This is a genomic window from Dickeya sp. NCPPB 3274, from assembly GCF_000406205.1.
GTDB lineage: Bacteria > Pseudomonadota > Gammaproteobacteria > Enterobacterales > Enterobacteriaceae > Dickeya > Dickeya fangzhongdai.
In genome coordinates this window covers 1913992-1930382 of sequence record NZ_CM001979.1, presented here as the reverse complement: position 1 = coordinate 1930382, position 16391 = coordinate 1913992, and the positions used below count along the sequence as shown (strand labels likewise).

The 16391-nt window shown below is 50.8% G+C and carries 14 protein-coding genes, 2 tRNA genes and 1 pseudogene; 7 read left to right on the top strand and 10 right to left on the bottom strand.

The window, feature by feature from the left end; all coding sequences use genetic code 11:
• Positions 1-187: 187 nt before the first annotated feature.
• The 5 genes from moeA (at position 188) to DXX3274_RS08860 (ending at position 4797) form a co-directional block, all read left to right on the top strand.
• Complete coding sequence (gene moeA / locus DXX3274_RS08880; protein ID WP_042859484.1) at positions 188-1423, top strand: molybdopterin molybdotransferase MoeA; 1236 nt, start codon at positions 188-190, stop codon at positions 1421-1423.
• Entirely contained in the window at positions 1423-2181 is a 759-nt protein-coding gene (gene moeB, locus DXX3274_RS08875) for a molybdopterin-synthase adenylyltransferase MoeB (protein WP_042859483.1), read from the top strand. The genes moeA and moeB overlap by 1 nt, the downstream gene beginning before the upstream one ends.
• Positions 2182-2394: 213 nt before the next feature.
• Positions 2395-2790, top strand: coding sequence for an acyl-CoA thioesterase (locus tag DXX3274_RS08870; protein WP_042859482.1), 396 nt, complete (start codon positions 2395-2397; stop codon positions 2788-2790).
• Positions 2791-2906: 116 nt separating this feature from the next.
• Positions 2907-3959, top strand: coding sequence for a glycosyltransferase family 2 protein (locus DXX3274_RS08865; RefSeq protein WP_042859481.1), 1053 nt, complete (start codon positions 2907-2909; stop codon positions 3957-3959).
• Positions 3960-4242: 283 nt separating this feature from the next.
• Positions 4243-4797 carry a flavodoxin family protein gene (locus tag DXX3274_RS08860; RefSeq protein ID WP_038922460.1) on the top strand — a complete coding sequence of 185 codons (555 nt, stop codon included), beginning with the start codon at positions 4243-4245 and terminating at the stop codon, positions 4795-4797.
• A gap of 72 nt (positions 4798-4869) precedes the next feature.
• Here the strand turns inward: DXX3274_RS08860 and DXX3274_RS22775 are convergent, their stop codons facing one another.
• The 4 genes from DXX3274_RS22775 to DXX3274_RS08845 all read right to left on the bottom strand — a co-directional run bounded on the left by DXX3274_RS22775 (position 4870) and on the right by DXX3274_RS08845 (position 8374).
• The gene (locus tag DXX3274_RS22775; RefSeq protein ID WP_042859480.1) at positions 4870-5037 is read right to left on the bottom strand and encodes a YqaE/Pmp3 family membrane protein; all 168 of its coding nucleotides are present in this window, start codon (positions 5035-5037) and stop codon (positions 4870-4872) included.
• A gap of 172 nt (positions 5038-5209) precedes the next feature.
• Positions 5210-7402: a discoidin domain-containing protein gene (locus DXX3274_RS08850; RefSeq protein WP_042859479.1), complete on the bottom strand. Its 2193-nt coding sequence runs from the start codon at positions 7400-7402 to the stop codon at positions 5210-5212.
• A gap of 104 nt (positions 7403-7506) precedes the next feature.
• Entirely contained in the window at positions 7507-7854 is a 348-nt protein-coding gene (locus tag DXX3274_RS22770) for a DUF3168 domain-containing protein (RefSeq protein ID WP_071603932.1), read from the bottom strand.
• Positions 7855-8284: 430 nt separating this feature from the next.
• Positions 8285-8374: transfer RNA gene (locus tag DXX3274_RS08845), tRNA-Ser, on the bottom strand.
• 94 nt (positions 8375-8468) lie between these two features.
• Here DXX3274_RS08845 and mtfA point away from each other — a divergent pair.
• Both mtfA and DXX3274_RS08835 read left to right on the top strand, forming a co-directional pair.
• On the top strand, positions 8469-9260 hold the full coding sequence (gene mtfA / locus DXX3274_RS08840; protein ID WP_042859478.1) for a DgsA anti-repressor MtfA: 792 nt from the start codon (positions 8469-8471) through the stop codon (positions 9258-9260).
• A 109-nt stretch (positions 9261-9369) separates the two neighbouring features.
• Positions 9370-9445, top strand: a tRNA-Asn gene (locus tag DXX3274_RS08835).
• Positions 9446-9898: 453 nt separating this feature from the next.
• Here the strand turns inward: DXX3274_RS08835 and DXX3274_RS22765 are convergent.
• The 6 genes and pseudogenes from DXX3274_RS22765 to DXX3274_RS08810 all read right to left on the bottom strand — a co-directional run.
• Positions 9899-10012, bottom strand: a pseudogene (locus DXX3274_RS22765) (DUF736 family protein); the annotation flags it as partial.
• 72 nt (positions 10013-10084) lie between these two features.
• Positions 10085-10804, bottom strand: coding sequence for a 4'-phosphopantetheinyl transferase (locus DXX3274_RS08830; protein WP_050569844.1), 720 nt, complete (start codon positions 10802-10804; stop codon positions 10085-10087).
• A 39-nt stretch (positions 10805-10843) separates the two neighbouring features.
• Positions 10844-11977 carry an ACP S-malonyltransferase gene (gene fabD, locus DXX3274_RS08825; protein ID WP_042859477.1) on the bottom strand — a complete coding sequence of 378 codons (1134 nt, stop codon included), beginning with the start codon at positions 11975-11977 and terminating at the stop codon, positions 10844-10846.
• A gap of 68 nt (positions 11978-12045) precedes the next feature.
• On the bottom strand, positions 12046-13944 hold the full coding sequence (gene fabD, locus DXX3274_RS08820; RefSeq protein WP_071603931.1) for an ACP S-malonyltransferase: 1899 nt from the start codon (positions 13942-13944) through the stop codon (positions 12046-12048).
• 89 nt (positions 13945-14033) lie between these two features.
• Entirely contained in the window at positions 14034-15473 is a 1440-nt protein-coding gene (locus tag DXX3274_RS08815) for a PfaD family polyunsaturated fatty acid/polyketide biosynthesis protein (protein ID WP_238556099.1), read from the bottom strand.
• A gap of 23 nt (positions 15474-15496) precedes the next feature.
• A complete protein-coding gene (locus tag DXX3274_RS08810; RefSeq protein WP_042859475.1) occupies positions 15497-16324 on the bottom strand; it encodes a hypothetical protein in 828 nt (275 codons plus the stop codon).
• Positions 16325-16391 lie beyond the last annotated feature (67 nt).

The following is a 16391-nucleotide window of genomic DNA, read 5'->3' as shown; positions in this document are numbered from 1 at the left end:
TCCGGCCGCGTTTTTTTACCACCCGCGCCTCTGACACGCCTCATTCTCCCGCCCGGCGATTTCTGCCATAATGGCAACCTATAGACGACACATCAATACGATACCTGTTTTCAATACACTACCTGTTTTCAATACGATGCCTGTTCTGCCCGCCCATTGATGCGGCGAACAGAACTGTGGAGCTGTCATGGATACTTCGGGTTTACTCTCTCTGGAACAGGCGCTGCAAACCATGCTGGCGCAGGTTTCGCCACTCACCGCCACAGAAACGGTTTCGATTTATCAAGCCGCCGGTCGCATCACGGCGACAGCGGTGAACTCCCCCCTCGACGTGCCCCCGTTCGACAATTCTGCGATGGATGGCTATGCCGTGCGTTGTCATGAACTGACCGGCCAGCTGTTGCCGGTGGCGGGCAAAGCGTTTGCCGGCGCGCCGTTCGACGCCAACTGGCCCGCAGGCAGTTGCATCCGCATCATGACCGGCGCACCGATTCCCATCGGCGCCGACGCGGTCGTAATGCAGGAAGACACGGAAAGCGATGCCGACGGCCGGGTCCATTTCACCCGCGCGGTTAAACCGGGCCAGAACATCCGCCGCACCGGTGAGGATATCCGCCGTCAGGCGCAGGTGCTGCCAGCCGGCAGCCGACTGGGCGCCGCCGAACTGCCATTGCTGGCGTCGCTTGGCATTGCTACGGTCGAGGTGGTGCGCCGCCTGCGAGTGGCGCTGTTTTCCACCGGCGACGAATTGCAGCCGGTCGGCAAGCCGTTACAGGCCGGGCAGATTTACGATACCAACCGCTTTACCGTGCGCCTGATGCTGGAACAACTGGGCTATGAGGTGATCGACCTCGGTATCGTGCGTGACGACCCGGCGGCGCTGCGTCAGGTATTTCAGGAAGCGGATCAGGCGGCTGACGTCGTGATCAGCAGCGGCGGCGTGTCGGTGGGAGAAGCGGACTACACCAAACAGATGCTGGAAACGTTGGGCGATATCCGCTTCTGGAAGCTGGCGATCAAACCCGGCAAGCCGTTTGCCTTTGGCAAGCTGAGCCACGCCTGGTTCTGCGGGCTACCGGGTAACCCGGTGTCCACCGCCGTCACCTTTTACCAACTGGTGCAACCGCTGCTGGCACGGCTGTCCGGTCATACCGGCTGGTCATTACCGGCGCGTTTTCGGGTTAAGACGGCGACAGCGTTAAAAAAATCGCCCGGTCGGCTGGACTTCCAGCGCGGCATTTTGACCCGCACCGCCGAGGGCGATCTGGAAGTGCGCACCACCGGGCACCAGGGGTCCCATGTGTTCAGTTCATTCAGCCAGGGCAACTGCTTCATCGTGCTGGAAGCCGAGCGCGGCCGGGTGGAAGCGGGCGAATGGGTCGACGTCGAACCGTTTAACGCCTTGTTGCAGAGTCATTACTGATGTTGCCTGAACTGACTGATGAAGAAACCCTGCGCTATAACCGGCAAATCGTCCTGCGCGGATTTGATTTTGACGCGCAGGAGCGCCTGAAAGCCTCACGGGTGTTGATCGTCGGGCTGGGCGGCCTGGGTTGCGCCGCCGCGCAGTACCTGGCCTCAGCAGGGGTCGGTCGGTTGACCCTGCTGGATTTTGATACCGTTTCATTGTCCAACCTGCAACGTCAGGTGCTGCACCGCGACGATCGTATCGGTATGCCGAAGGTGGAGTCCGCCCGCCTGACCTTGCAGGGCATCAACCCGCATGTTCATATCACGCCGGTTCAGGATAATCTGGACGATGACGCGCTGCTGGCGTTGGTGATGCAACACGATACCGTAGTGGATTGCACCGACAACGTGTCGATTCGCGATCGGCTCAACCGCCTCTGCTTTATGCAAAAAACGCCGCTGGTATCCGGCGCGGCGATTCGGATGGAGGGGCAAATCAGCGTCTTTACCTATCAGCCAGAGGAGCCCTGCTACCGCTGTCTCAGCCGCCTGTTTGGCGACGGCGCGCTAACCTGCGTCGAAGCCGGCGTCATGGCGCCGCTGGTCGGCGTGATCGGTTCATTGCAGGCACTGGAAACCATCAAGCTGCTGGCCCACTATGGTCAGCCGCTGGCCGGTAAACTGCTGCTGTTTGACGCCATGACGATGCAATTTCGTGAGATGCGATTGCCGAAAAATCCGGACTGCGACATCTGCGGGCAGACAAGCTAAGAGCCAATCCCAATAGGCGTCATTGGCGCAGCCAGTTTGGACTCGGACAGCGCGGAGAACCTGGAGCGTACACGCAGTACGTGAGGAGCTCGAGCACCGCCCAGGTCCAAAATGGCAAGTAAAATAGCCCTGGTGGGATAGGCTCTAAGTCCCGCCGGGGATGAAATTGATGTAACATGACGTTGTTCTGATTATCCACAAGGTCGCCGTATCATGACGCAATCCTTAACTATTGAAGAGCGTATTCAGCATTCCATCACCCGGGTCGCCAAAGTGGTTTTCCCCACCAATATCAACCACCATTCAACGCTGTTTGGCGGCACCGCGCTGGCGTGGATGGATGAAATTTCGTTTATTACCGCCACCCGTTTCTGCCATAAACCGCTGGTTACCGTCTCCACCGAAAAGATCAACTTCACTACCCCTATCCCGTCGGGCACCATTGTGGAGCTGGTCGGGCAGGTCAGCCGGGTCGGACGCACCAGCCTGACGGTGGATGTGTCGGTGTATCTGGAGCAAATGTACGCCGAAGGCCGCACCAAAGTGATTACCGGTCAGTTCAATTTTGTGGCGGTCAATGACGAAGGGCGCCCGATTCCGTTATTGTGATGGCCGGTCGCTTTCATTTTTCGGTGAATAAGGCAACACTGACACACTAACGTTTCGTCAACGGTTGCCTCTGGTCGCCTTGGCATCATCAAACTTTTTTCTGGCGGGTGAAAATAATGATTTCCGTCTGCATGATAATCAAAAACGAGGCCAGGCATCTTGCCGGCACGCTGGCATCCATCGCCGCCCATTTTGACGATATCGTTATTGTCGATACCGGCTCCACCGATAACTCCAGGGCCATCGCCAGTCAGTTCACAACCAATATCCATGATTTCGAGTGGGTAGCCGATTTCTCCGCCGCGCGTAATGCATCGCTGGATTATGCCCGTCACGATTGGGTGCTGGTGATCGATGCCGATGAAGAAATCGAATCGATTGATATCGATGCGTTATACGCACAGATAAAAGCACACCCGCAGGCGATCGGTCGTGTGGAACGTATCAATTATCTGGATGAGGGAAGCGATACCACGACCGTCCGGGAATCAATCAATCGGTTATTTCGAAAAGATCGTTATCATTACAGCGGCATTATTCATGAGCAGGTGACGCCGCGGGAAATCAGCGCGCCGCCCGTCCCCTCATTTATCGCCCCGATACGCCTGAATCATGTGGGATATAAAAAAGAAATCCTGCAGGAAACCGATAAAATCTCACGAAACATCACCCTGCTGAAACAGGCGCTTGAAACACAGGCTGACGATCCTTACCTGCTGTTTCAACTGGGGAAAAGTTATTATCTGCAGCGAGATTATCCTTCCGCGATTGACTATTTCCGGCAGGCATTACGTTTTGAAACCAATTTTGCGTACGAATATACCGAAGACCTGGTCGAGACCTATGGTTATGCGCTGATCAATCAGGGCGACTATGCGGCGGCCATGGATATTCTTCATTATGAATCCCATTTCTCATCCACCGATTTTATGTTTTTAAAAGCATTGATTCTGATGAATAATGGTCAGCTTCAAAACGCGGTTGACTTGTTTATCCACTGTACAAAGATGCCGCCGGGAAATAAAGAAGGCGTCAACTCGTATAAAGCCAATTATAATATCGGCGTTATTCTGGAATGTGTCGACATGAAGCAGAAAGCGCTGGAATTTTATCAAAAATGCGGTGATTACGCGCTGGCGCGCGACGGTATTCAACGACTGGTTCATTGAAACGACTTGATACGCCTCCTCTGACATGTTTTTCCAGCGGAGGCGTGTAAAGCCGAATCACTTATTCATATTCTTCATAATCTATTTTAAAACGATACGGCACCGCTGCATTCTATTAATATCCCTGATCATATTACCGTTATATGGTTACCGCGAAGTAACCTAGGCACTTTCAGGTAATTCATTGTTTATGCAAATTTGACGCGATAATATGTCGCCATACCTGAGCAGAACTTATCGTTTTTAAGCTCTGTTTTTATCTGGCCATACTTGAGGAAATGCTATGAGCAAGATTGCAGTTGTCTACTATTCTGGCTACGGCCACACCAAACTTATCGCTGAACTGGTTGCGGAAAGCGCCAAAGCCAGCCTGATCGCTATCGATAACAATGGCGATATCACCGACGCGGATTGGGAAACACTGAACGCCGCAGACGGCATCATCTTCGGCGCGCCGACCTACATGGGCAACGCCCCCTGGCAGTTCAAGAAATTCGCCGACGCCAGCTCCAAAGTCTGGTTTACCCGCGGCTGGCAGGACAAGGTGTTTGGCGGTTTCGTCAACAGCGCCAGCCTGAACGGCGACAAACAAGTGACGCTGATTTATCTGCAGACGCTGGCTGCACAGCACGGCGGCATCTGGGTCAGCCTGGGTCAACTGCCGGCTAACGCTCTGGCTTCCACCCGCAACGACGCCAACAACCTCGGTGGTTCCGGCGGTGCGCTGATTCAGTCTCCGTCCGACGCCGGCGCCGATGCGATTCCGGCAGGCGATCTGGAAACCGCCAAACTGTACGGCGCGCGCGTTGCTGAAATTACCCGTCGCCTGCACGGTTAATCACCCCATCCCTTCTAAGATTCAAATGCCCGGTTTTCCGGGCATTTTTTATTGATCACTATGTTTTCCCGGCTAATACCGTTCGGGTCGCGTTTGAATCCAGAACGCATGGATCAGGCCCGGCAGATAGCCCAGCAGCGTCAGCACGATATTCAACAAGAATGCCCAGCCAAGACCTTTGCCCAACAACACCCCAAACGGCGGCAAAATAATGGTGAACAGAATACGCCAGAAACCCATTGGTAACCTCCATTGCGGCCAGTAATCGGGTTAGATACACCAGCATAATCGGTTGAATGTCAGTTTCTGATGACAGCGGGTAAGGTTTTGTCGCTGATATGCGTTAACACAGATAAAAAAAGCGGACTGAGAATATCAGTCCGCCCGTGTTGTTTAGGGATACAGTCAGGTATTACGGCTGTTGATAGGCCAGCTTGTAGTTACCCGCCGCGACGGTTTTAAACGTCACTTTATCGGGATACCAGCGGATCTCCACTTCGGCTTCGGTCTGTTTCTTCCAGGCGGAGCCGTTGGTCACATTAAGAGTCAGATCATTGACTACAACACCATCTATTGATGGATCAGGTACACTCAGCACTAACGCAAACGCCAGATTATCAGGCACACCATTGGTATTAGGAAACAACAAAGCCCATTGTGTTGCGGTAATTTGGCCCAAGGACGATGCAGTCATACCACTCGCTATCAGCTTATTTGCCCCAGCTGCATCTGCAGACAATGAACCAATAGACACCCAGGAATTCCCACTCCATACAACCCAGTCATTCAAGTCACGCGATACCGCTATAGATACTGCTCCCTTGCCGGACAGAGTTGCTGACAATTGTGCTGAGCTAATCGCCTGTAAGGATCTAACACTGGTCAGCGATTTGGGTATGATAATCTGAGGGGTTGTTCCGTAGGATGTTTTAACATAATTGTTTGTCGGGTTTGATGCGAACCAAACTTTGATTGGCAGTTTACCTGATAGCGTGGAACTGCTAATAACGCCGGAGTAAACGAAGCCAAATGTAGAAAATTCTGATGCAGAGGATGGCGAGTTTACTTTCGTTAACACACCTGATGATGCTGTATAGAAATTCCCGAAGGGATCAGAAATCAGGCACTTATCACCAACAACCAGTTTCAGTTTTTTGATACTAACAAACGCATAGGAAGAATTTTTATCAGTAATATATAAGCGATATTTTGAATAATTCGCGGCAATCGATAAAGGGAACTCTTGATCGATGTCAGCCGTGTTATTCGTGCTGTTGCTGACAGAATGAACAGTTGTCCAAACACTGCCGTCATTGCTACCCTGCAACAACCACGATTTCGGACTGGCAAGGCCGCCAATCACTGAGTTTGGGTTCGTTATTATGTAGCCCGTGATCTGAGTTTGAGACGGCAACTCAATCTCTAACCACTGCGGCGTAGCAGCAGTAGGCGCACTAGCGCTGATCCAGCCATTACCTGATACACTGCCGTCAAAGGCGTAATAGGCGGCATATGATGCGTTGTATGCTGAAGACGCCGAGGCAACATATCCAGCAGGTGTGTTTGCTGACGTCATTGCTGGGACTACTGTGGACTTTGAGTAGCTCGACACTGATAATGACATGCCGTCCGCTTTGATAACTGAAGAATAAAAAGAACCGTCGGAATCAATTGAATAGGTTTCACCAGTATACGGCTTCAGTTGCCCATCAAATACAACGTTGTTTGTCTGATCATAGTTGGCGGAACTTGTGCTTGAAAATGTATCAATAACTGCCGTCTGTGATGTTAACCCCGCCTCCTCCTTCAACGCATAAGCATCGAAGCTATAGTCCATCTGACCATTCGGGCTAATCGGGAAGGCAAACACCTGATTTGCCGTCGCGCCACTACGCGTCAGCACGGTATAACCAGTGCCGCCATTACCACCACTGCCGCCTGTCGCACTAACAACTAACTGATTGCTGTTTGTATCATAATTCAGTGAAACACCCTGTCCAGCCGCCAGCGTCGTCGCCAGTACCTTGCGCACCGCGTCGGTGAAATCGGTAATTTGCGAGGCAGTATGGGTGTGGTTTGCAAGATCAGACTTATGCACCACATCGCTCAATCCAAGATTAGCGACAAACTGGGCTTTATCCGGGATATCCGCGCCATTGAGGGTTTTATCCATCATCCGGCTGACGGCGTCGGTCAAATCCGGCAGCGTTTTCACCACCACGCTCTGACCGTTGCTGTCCGTCAGGGCCACCTGACCGTGCTCGGTCAGTACCTGTTTCCACTGCGTCAGTTGGGATTGATAACCTGCCAGTATCGCCGCAATCTGCGCCACATAGGCGGCGTGATCGAAGGTATCGTTACTGCCAAATGCGGGAATAGCGTAATGCACACCATTTGCCGTACAACCACTATATTCACTGGCCAGCACCAGCTCGGTATCCGATACCACGGATGCAATTTCATAAATCTTAATGCTGCAATCAGCAAAAATCAGTAACATGCCGCCGGCAATAACGCCATTATTCTTATCCGCCCAAAGGGTATTATCCCCCAGAACAACCTTACTACCAGAAAATAAAGATAAACTACCTGACTTATACCACATAACATTATGTCCTTTATTCCATGAAGCAGTCAAAAGTCGACCACTCCAATACCAGGATGGAGATTGACCGAGATAGAAAATAAAATCCGCACACACAAAGATAATTAACGAGAAATATCAACCTCCAGTGTCATACGGAACTTCTCATATTCCACATCGAAGTCGTTATATTCGACTGTTTTATTCGGCAGCAATACTGACAGAGCTGTTCTGGCCTGTTCGCATAAGGCTCGAACCTCTACTACCGTATGAGCATAGCAATCCACAGTGACGGTAATTTTCTGGCCATTTAGCTGTTGCGAGGTATTATAATTATTCTCCTGGCTCAACGAGAAAAGAATAAACGAACATTTCTGATGAGGTACATGATAATCGCAACACGGTACGGCATACGCATAGATACGACCATTAGCCAATTTACCCAACAGTGGATAGATATCTTCTTCAGTCATTTTAATCGCCTATTTTGATAATAAATAAAATCAAATCCATTCTCACATAAGAAACCAGAAAATAGATTTTTTCGAAAACTTATCGTTTCGAGCATTATCATAATGACTTTATGACTATGTTTCTCGCATTCACTATTGTGCCATTAACCAGAAATAACAATTCTGGTCTATTAATATTCATCCCTGTCGAACGATAAGAACTGAAAAAATGACGATAACTACGAAATTAGGTCGTTTACCATAAATCAACGCATCAACGATGATAATTCATGATGTAAAAATAGTGATTTCATGACGCTTCTGCCAGAAACATCATCCAATTGGGTGTTAGGCTATGTCATACGTAATTGCGAGAGAAACCGACATACAATGTATCAGGAAGAAAAATGATATTCAGACAGGAAAAAACAAAGAACTGAAGAAAGTTAAGTGGCGGAGAGAGGGGGATTTGAACCCCCGGTAGAGTTGCCCCTACTCCGGTTTTCGAGACCGGTCCGTTCAGCCGCTCCGGCATCTCTCCGTAAAAGTGGTGCCTATAATGCCCTGTTTTATGGCATGTTAACAAGAACAAACCGACGCCTTTGAATTCAAGTGATGACTTAGCGAGCAACACCATGATGAAGTGGCAATGGAAATCCCCTACCCCCGACGCTTTTTCGGACTGGCAGCAGGCATTGTCTATCCCGCTGCTGACGCCGCTGGCAGAGACTGAGCGCCAGCGTATCGTCATGCTGGCCAGGCAGTTTCTGCGCCAGAAACGCCTGGTGCCGCTGCAGGGGCTGGCGCTGACTGAACTAATGGCGCAGCGCATCGCGCTCTTGTTTGCGCTCCCGGTGCTGGAACTGGGTATCGAATGGCTTGACGGCTTTCATGACGTACTGATTCACCCCGAACCTTTTATGGTTGATGGCGAATGGATGGACGAATTCGGTCTGGTGCATAGCGGCCCCAGCGTACAATCGGGTCAGAGCTGGGATCAGGGACCGATCGTACTGAACTGGCTGGAGATTCAGGATTCGTTTGATCTTTCCGGCTTCAATCTGGTTATCCACGAAGTCGCGCACAAACTGGATATGCGCGGCAACGAACGCCCGTCTGGCGTTCCTTCCATGCCGCTGCGTGATGTAGCACGCTGGGAGCAAGTACTGCATGCCGCGATGGAAGAACTGCGCGAGGAAATAGAGCTGGTGGGAGAAGACGCCGCCAGTATGGACCCTTACGCCGCAACCGATCCAGCGGAGTGCTTCGCCGTGCTGTCCGAGTATTTTTTCAGCGCGCCAGACCTGCTGGCGGAGCGCTTCCCGACGGTATACCAACACTTTTGCGGTTTTTACCGCCAAAGTCCGCTAGAACGTTTGCAGCACTGGCAAGCGAGCCATCCACAGGCTGATTTGTCATCAGAATGACGCGGAATCCTACGGATTGTACAGAAGCCAAGCAGTCAGCGCAGAATGTCGGTTTTGCCCGTTGACAGCTTACGGGCACCACGGATAAGATGCGCCCCGTTCAAGCGATTCCTCTGTAGTTCAGTCGGTAGAACGGCGGACTGTTAATCCGTATGTCACTGGTTCGAGTCCAGTCAGAGGAGCCAAATTTATCAAGGGGTTGCGTATGCAGCCCTTTGCATTTCAGAATACTTTCAGAAAAACTCCATAAGAAAAACCAAGCCTGACATTTCGATACACTGCATAAGAAAAACCAAGCCTGACATTTTTGACCCTGACCCAAAATCCTGCTCCATTCAGAAACAGAATTCCGGCATGATAATGCTTCCCCTGAATGGACTGACCCCACAACTATAGGGCAGGATCGTCTACCGGTGTGGGCGCAGTCCAATAGTGAATGTCTTGTCACCATCTTCAGATGGCATGCAGTAACAGTGTGTCACTGTCCTGTTTTCTGCATCAATGCCGATCAGCATACAATGCCGATCTGCATGATGCTGACCACCTCAATAGCCGTAAAAACGCAATGAGCCACGGGTTCATTGCCGGAGTAAACAGCGTGCGCCCCGTCATGACTGGCGGGGCTTGGTGTCTGACCGTCAGGCCGTCGGTTTGCTGCGCGACCAGATCAAGTGGTGCTTGCCATTCTCTTCTTCGATAAGGCGAGCATAGAGGGTTGCCGGGAAGGAAGGATCGTCGAGCGTCACCCGTATCACAATAAACGTTGCCGCTGCATACGCTTGAGCGGCTTACTCTCTTTTCGGTGTTTGACTAAGCACTGTGCATCATTCGGTGAATACTGCGGGGCGGCCATCGGTTAAATCAACAATGGTTACATATTGCTGTTCAGGCAATACCTTAAAATAACCGCGTAAGATTTTACCTTTGACAAGCTGCGGGCTCAGTGTCTTTTTTAAGACAAAATCCATGCTCTGATGGGTAAAATCAATCTTGAATATTGAAATTGCCTCAAAACCAAAATAGCGGCCGACATGACTGTAAGCCGCCTTAAAAAAACTTTCTTTGAGGGAAAAGAATAAGGTAAAGCACGCCTGATACAACGCCGGATTGACAGAAATTACGTCAATTTCATGCTCATCAAGAGTTTGAGTCAGTACATTGCCAATCACCTCATGACTGATTTCATCTTCAACATCGATGCCGACACCGATTCTCCCCGCGGCATGGCCAACCAGCGCCACAGCTCGGTTATGGCAATGACTAATCGAGCCGATCATGCCTTGCGGCCAGAGCGGCTCGCCATGCTCACCCCGGCCGATATGCCGCACATGGATTCCCCATTTTTTTAACGCCTGTACGGCACAGAAGCGGCCCGCTAAATACTCGGCGCGCCTTTTGACTACGGCGCGACTCAAATACCCGGCGTTCCTTATCTGATACAGCTGGAACAAGCTATCGTGATAGTGCTCTCTGGCAAAAATACAATGATAAAGTTCAACGTCGGTATCAAACCAATCACCAGACTGATTTTCCTGAAAAAACATCGTTCAATCCCTGTTGCCGTCATACCCGGCCTATCCACCTTATACCGGCTTCAGTTCATCCAGCTCGAAATAACCGTTGTAACCTTTCAGATAGATCGCCGCACGATGCTGAAACAGCAAAACAGCGTCTGTCCGGGTTTCCACCTCGGTGTTCAAAATACTGGAGTAAACCTTTTGCCCGATCCGGAACCGGCTATTCCATTGTTCCACCCTCCGGGCGGCCGCTAATGCTCTGCTATGCATCGACCGGTTTGTAGATTCAGTCATCCCCTTCACACCATTGGCCTCAGAGTGTGACCGAATGGCCTGTAGTTCGGCTTCTGTCGTCTCTGCTTTTATTTTTTCGACCAGCCCACCGACAACGTTACCCTGCCCCATCTCCGTAAACGTAACCGTTCCCAGACTCATCAAATATTGAATACTTTCGCTCCAACGTACCGGGCTGGCAATTTGTTGGGCAAGGCAGGTTAATAGCATCTCTTCTTGATAGGGTCGCGCCGTTTTATTGGCGATAACCGGGATTTTCAACGCCAAGAATTGAAAGCTCTGCAAGTATTTTTCAAATTGAACCATTGCCTCCTGCATCAATCTGGAGTGAAAAGCACCACTGGTATTTAAAGGGACGCATCTGATATTACTCTCTTCAAATGCGTCTACGGCGTTCATAATATCGCTACGAGGCCCCGAGATCACAATTTGCGATGGCGTATTAAAATTAGCCAAATCAATATGACCCAATCTTTTGATTTGCAATAACTCTCGTATCTGTGCTTCGCTTGCTCCCAGTACCGCAGCCATACCACCACCGTCGGCCTGCCCCATCAGTTCGCCGCGTCTTTTCACCAGCTTCAACCCGGTGGAAAAATCAAAACACTCGGCGGCCAGTAATGCATTAAACTCCCCTAAGCTATGGCCTAAAACGAAATCCGGACGTGTACCGGTTTCCTCCAGCGTCATGAAATAAGACAGCGCATTAACGACATAAATTGCAGGTTGGGTATATTGCGTCCGATTTAGATTGCCGTCGGGATCATCAAGGCAGAGTGTTTCAATAGAATAACCCAGGATATTGTCGGCGATACGGGTTAAATCAGCAAATCGCCTAAATAACCCCTCCCCCATTCCTCGCTTTTGGGAGCCTTGTCCAGGGAACATATAAACCTGAATTGACATGATGGTTCACTCCTTTGAATAGATTTTATTAGCTCTCTTTGCGTATTGCCTGTTTAACAGGCTCCCCGTCACGCATTCAATTGCGATAACAGATAATCAAGCGATTTCACTCCGTCACCGAACTGGTTCAATACATAGCCATGCCGACATTCGATACCTTTCGAATACTTCAGAAAGTTGGACAAGCTACCCGTAGCCGATACATCAATAAAGAAAGGGTCCTTCATTACGGTAAAGGTTGAACTGACGAGGGCAGAAAAATCGACTTTACTTCTGATTATTTGCCATAAGTAAGCCTGAGCATCAGCGTGTGATAACTCACCGACAGCCCGCCCCAGTACGGATGAATAAAGGGGAATAGTAGGAGTAAATACCGGTGTCTGATGCAGTAGTTTCTGATATTCCGGTTTGATCGCTTCAATCTCATCCGAATGAAAGCCATAGCGTACCGGCAGCGTAACAGACAGGATGCCTTTATCAGACAGTTTCCGTTTCGCTTCTGTGATGGCTGTTTTATCTCCGGAAATGAAGAAGTTATTGTCAAAATTCACTCCAGCCAGCGTACATCGTGAAAAAATGTCTGCGTAGCTATAGAACGTCTCCGTCGGAGCCAGTACCACGACCAGCTCCCCCTCCGGCGCATACTGCACCAGCAACCGGGCCTGTTCAACAACCAGCTTAAGCGCATCATCCAGTCGCAGCATACCGGCAACAACGGCGGCAATGTACTCACCTAAGCTATGGCCGACCACCGCCGAGGGCTGGATACCACGGGCAATCAACATCTGAGTCAGGCTATAGCCCAGACAAAACAGTGCCGGATGCGTGTAACGAATATCATCAAACGCCTCCCCGGAATGACCTTCTCCGTAGAGTTTTTCCAGCAGATTGACACCGTTCAGCTTATAGACTTTGTGACAAAGGCTGTCCATCGCCTGCCGGAAATGCTCATCATTATGGTAAAAAACACGCCCCATCTGATAATACTGGCTGCCCTGGCCTGCATACATGAAAACGCACGGGGGCGGTGTTGCCGGTATCGGCCCGCCTGGCTCCTGAATTGACATCAAGGCCGGAGAGACAACAGGGGCTGAAAGCGCTTCACCGATCGGCATCGGGTCTTCGACAATACGCTGATGGAGTTTCGTCAACACATCACCAGGGCCAACTTCCGTGAAATCATCATAGCCTTGCGCCAGCAACCAGGAGATAGACTCATACCAGCAAACCGGGCTGGAAATTTGCCGGGTCAACAGTGTCTGGTATCCTGTCGTGGGATACGCTCTGGCTGTTACATTCGACATCACAGGAACAGCCAAAGGATGAAAAGTGAATGTAGACAAGAAATCGGCGAACTCCCGCTCAATATCCACCATACAGCGAGAATGGAACGCCGCACTGACGTTCAATTGGACAAAACGGGCTCCGGCATCCAGAAAACGCTGCTCAAGCGTTGGCGACAAGATTTCGTCATAATTCCCCGAGATAATGCACTGCCGCCGGGAGTTAATATTGGCGATATCCACATGTTGAAAGCCGCTATCGGCCAGAATACGCTCAATATCATCCAGATTAATCTCCAGCAATGCGACCATGGCCCCCTTGGGGGCCTGGCTCATCAACTGACCACGTTTTTGCACCAGCCGGAGCCCGGTGACAAAATCAAAAGCGCCGGCAGCAAACAACGCGTTGTATTCCCCCAGACTGTGTCCGGCGAGAAAATCAGGCGGCGGCATTCCACGCGCCTTACGCTCTAAATAGGTCAGCGCATTCACGGTGTACAATGCCGGTTGGGTATACTGCGTCTGATTTAACACCCGCTGAGGATCTTTCACGCACAGGTTGGCTATGTCATAGCCCAGAACCTGATTTGCTTGTTCGACCAGATCCGGATAGTGCTCAAATAGGTCATAGCCCATCGTACGATATTGCGATCCCTGCCCTGGAAAGGTATAGACTGTCTTCATAAGTTTCCCCGCTGTACTATTCTGTCAGGCCATCGCCGTCAGACCGTCGAGCCGTTAGCCGCGCGTTGCTACGCAGATAACGTGTAGTTTTACATGTGGTTTTCCAGTGAACCGATTTGTCGTGATAACAGGGAAGCCGCTTCCTGCATCAACATTTTCCCGATTTCATCGACGTGGCGAGCGCGCCAGCTTTCATAAACCGTACCTTTCACCCACTGATTAAACGCGCCTAAAGCCGGCCCGCAATGCACCTGATAATCCACTTTGTTCTCCGGATCGCCGGCCAGCGCCAGCCGCGAGCTATAGGCGAAATACCAGCGAAAGATTGCTGCCATTTTACGCTTGGGATTCGCTTCGATTTGCGCCAGCATCTGAGAACGATTAGCCTGATAATATTGCCTGACATCGTTCCAGACATCGGATAACGGGCGCTTAAAGTACTTGTCTTCAAGCTGCCGTTTAACCTCCGGCGGAATGGCCTCCAACGAAGCATATTGTTGATAGAGCTGATAAAGCCGATTAGCTCGCAAAGGGAAAAAGACACCGCGCTTTAGCACCTGAACTTTGGCGCCCTGTTCAAACATATCGCCGGCAGGCGCATAGTCGGTATCCTGAATATTGATACGTTGCAGGAGATCTTTCACTTCATCGCTGGTGGCCGCTTCAACCGAACATTGATTGACTGAACCGGTGACAACAAAATCAGCACCTAGCATAAAAGCCGCCATTACGGCTTCCGGCGTACCGATACCGCCTGCAGCGCCGACTCTGATAGACCGGGGATATTGCTGTCGGGCTGAAATCTCCCGGCAAAGCCGGGCTATGGCCGGGAATAGCACATACGCATTCCCCTGATCGGTGTGGCCTGCCGAATCCGATTCAACGCAGATATCCTGGGCCATCGGCACCAGTGGCGCCAATTCAGCCTCCTGAGCACTAATCAACCCTTGCTGATATAAATGGGCGACCAGCTCAGGCGGCGCCGGGTGAGCAAAAATATCGGCAACTTCGGGGCGTGACACTTTCGCCATCAGCGTATTGGGGATCACTAATCGCTGATCCTCTCCCCGATGAATCCCACTCAGCCGATAACGGACTAATGCCGGCGTCATCGTTATATAAGCGGCCGCTTCAATAAAACGAATGCCATGGGTCAGAAACAGTTCAATCCGCTGCATTTCCCTTTCAGGGAAATCGTAATCCGCCAGCATATTCATGCCGAAAGATTCCCCGTTCAAATCAGATTGAATCCCTAAAATAGCCTCTTCCAGCGCACGAAGACTCACCCCCCCTGAACCGAAAAAGCTCATCATGCCGGCTCGGGCCATCGCCACAACCAGTTCGCGGGAGGCAATACCCTGATACATGGCACCACTGACATAGGCATACTTAATCCCATAGTCCTGACGAAATGCCGCACTTCCCAATTGTTCGGCCTGAACACGCGGCTCTTGTCGGCGGCCCCCCCCCTGAGGGGGAGGACCTTCACGGCGTTCAGCCGGCCTCGTTTGCCCAACATGTGTCATCATCGCGCTCTCCCCATTTAGCCTGTTCAGAAAGCGTCGCCTTTCATATCAAAGGGGGGATAAGCAGGAAAATTGGTCGTCGACGGGTACTTACTGAAAGTCATCACCTCACGGCCATTGGTCAACACGGTATTACCGCCACGCAATTCAAACTCATAACTGACGTAACTTTGCCCTTCGCCCCAGAGTTTGCTGTGAGTTCTGGTATTAAACGTCGTTCGCAGACGGTCCGGAGATATCACCGCCATCTCATTCGACTCGTAATTAATAATGATCTCTCTCGGTTTATTGAAATCACTGCTCACCAGAATGTTATAGCTCCCGTAGTACATCTGATTCAGCGGTGTTGCCGTTTCACCGCTATGGTTGCCGGCCAGAGGAATGCCATTACTATCCAGTACCGAAATATAGAAACCACCGTCACGGGCAATCCAACCTTCGGAAGGTAAGATCATCCCGGCCATCGAATACAGCCGATAATGACCATCCGGGTTGCCGGTATATGTTTTCAGCTCAATACGTTTTTGAGCCACGAGCGTCTCAACATCAATACCGAATTCCCGATTAAAATAAGCAATCGCCTCTTCTCTTTTTTGTGCTAATTCACTTTCATTCAGCCCCATAATCTGGGTGTAGAAATAATCACTGCTGCATAACGTTCCCTGACATCCTGATATGCCGGGGAATGGTTCAGTATTCGCAATATTGAGCGAGCCGGTCCCCATAAAAACCAGTACCTGCTTAAATCCCATGGGTTTAGGTAAACGCTCGCCGGCGTGCGCATTAAATGTCATCAAAGCCATAGAGAAAACGGCGATGGCTGCGGCTTTTCGTTTAAATGTACGTAACTGCATAGAAGCTCCTTGTTGTTTTTCACTGATAACCGGCAAGCCGGTTATAGATGGCTTTGTCGTTCCCTAA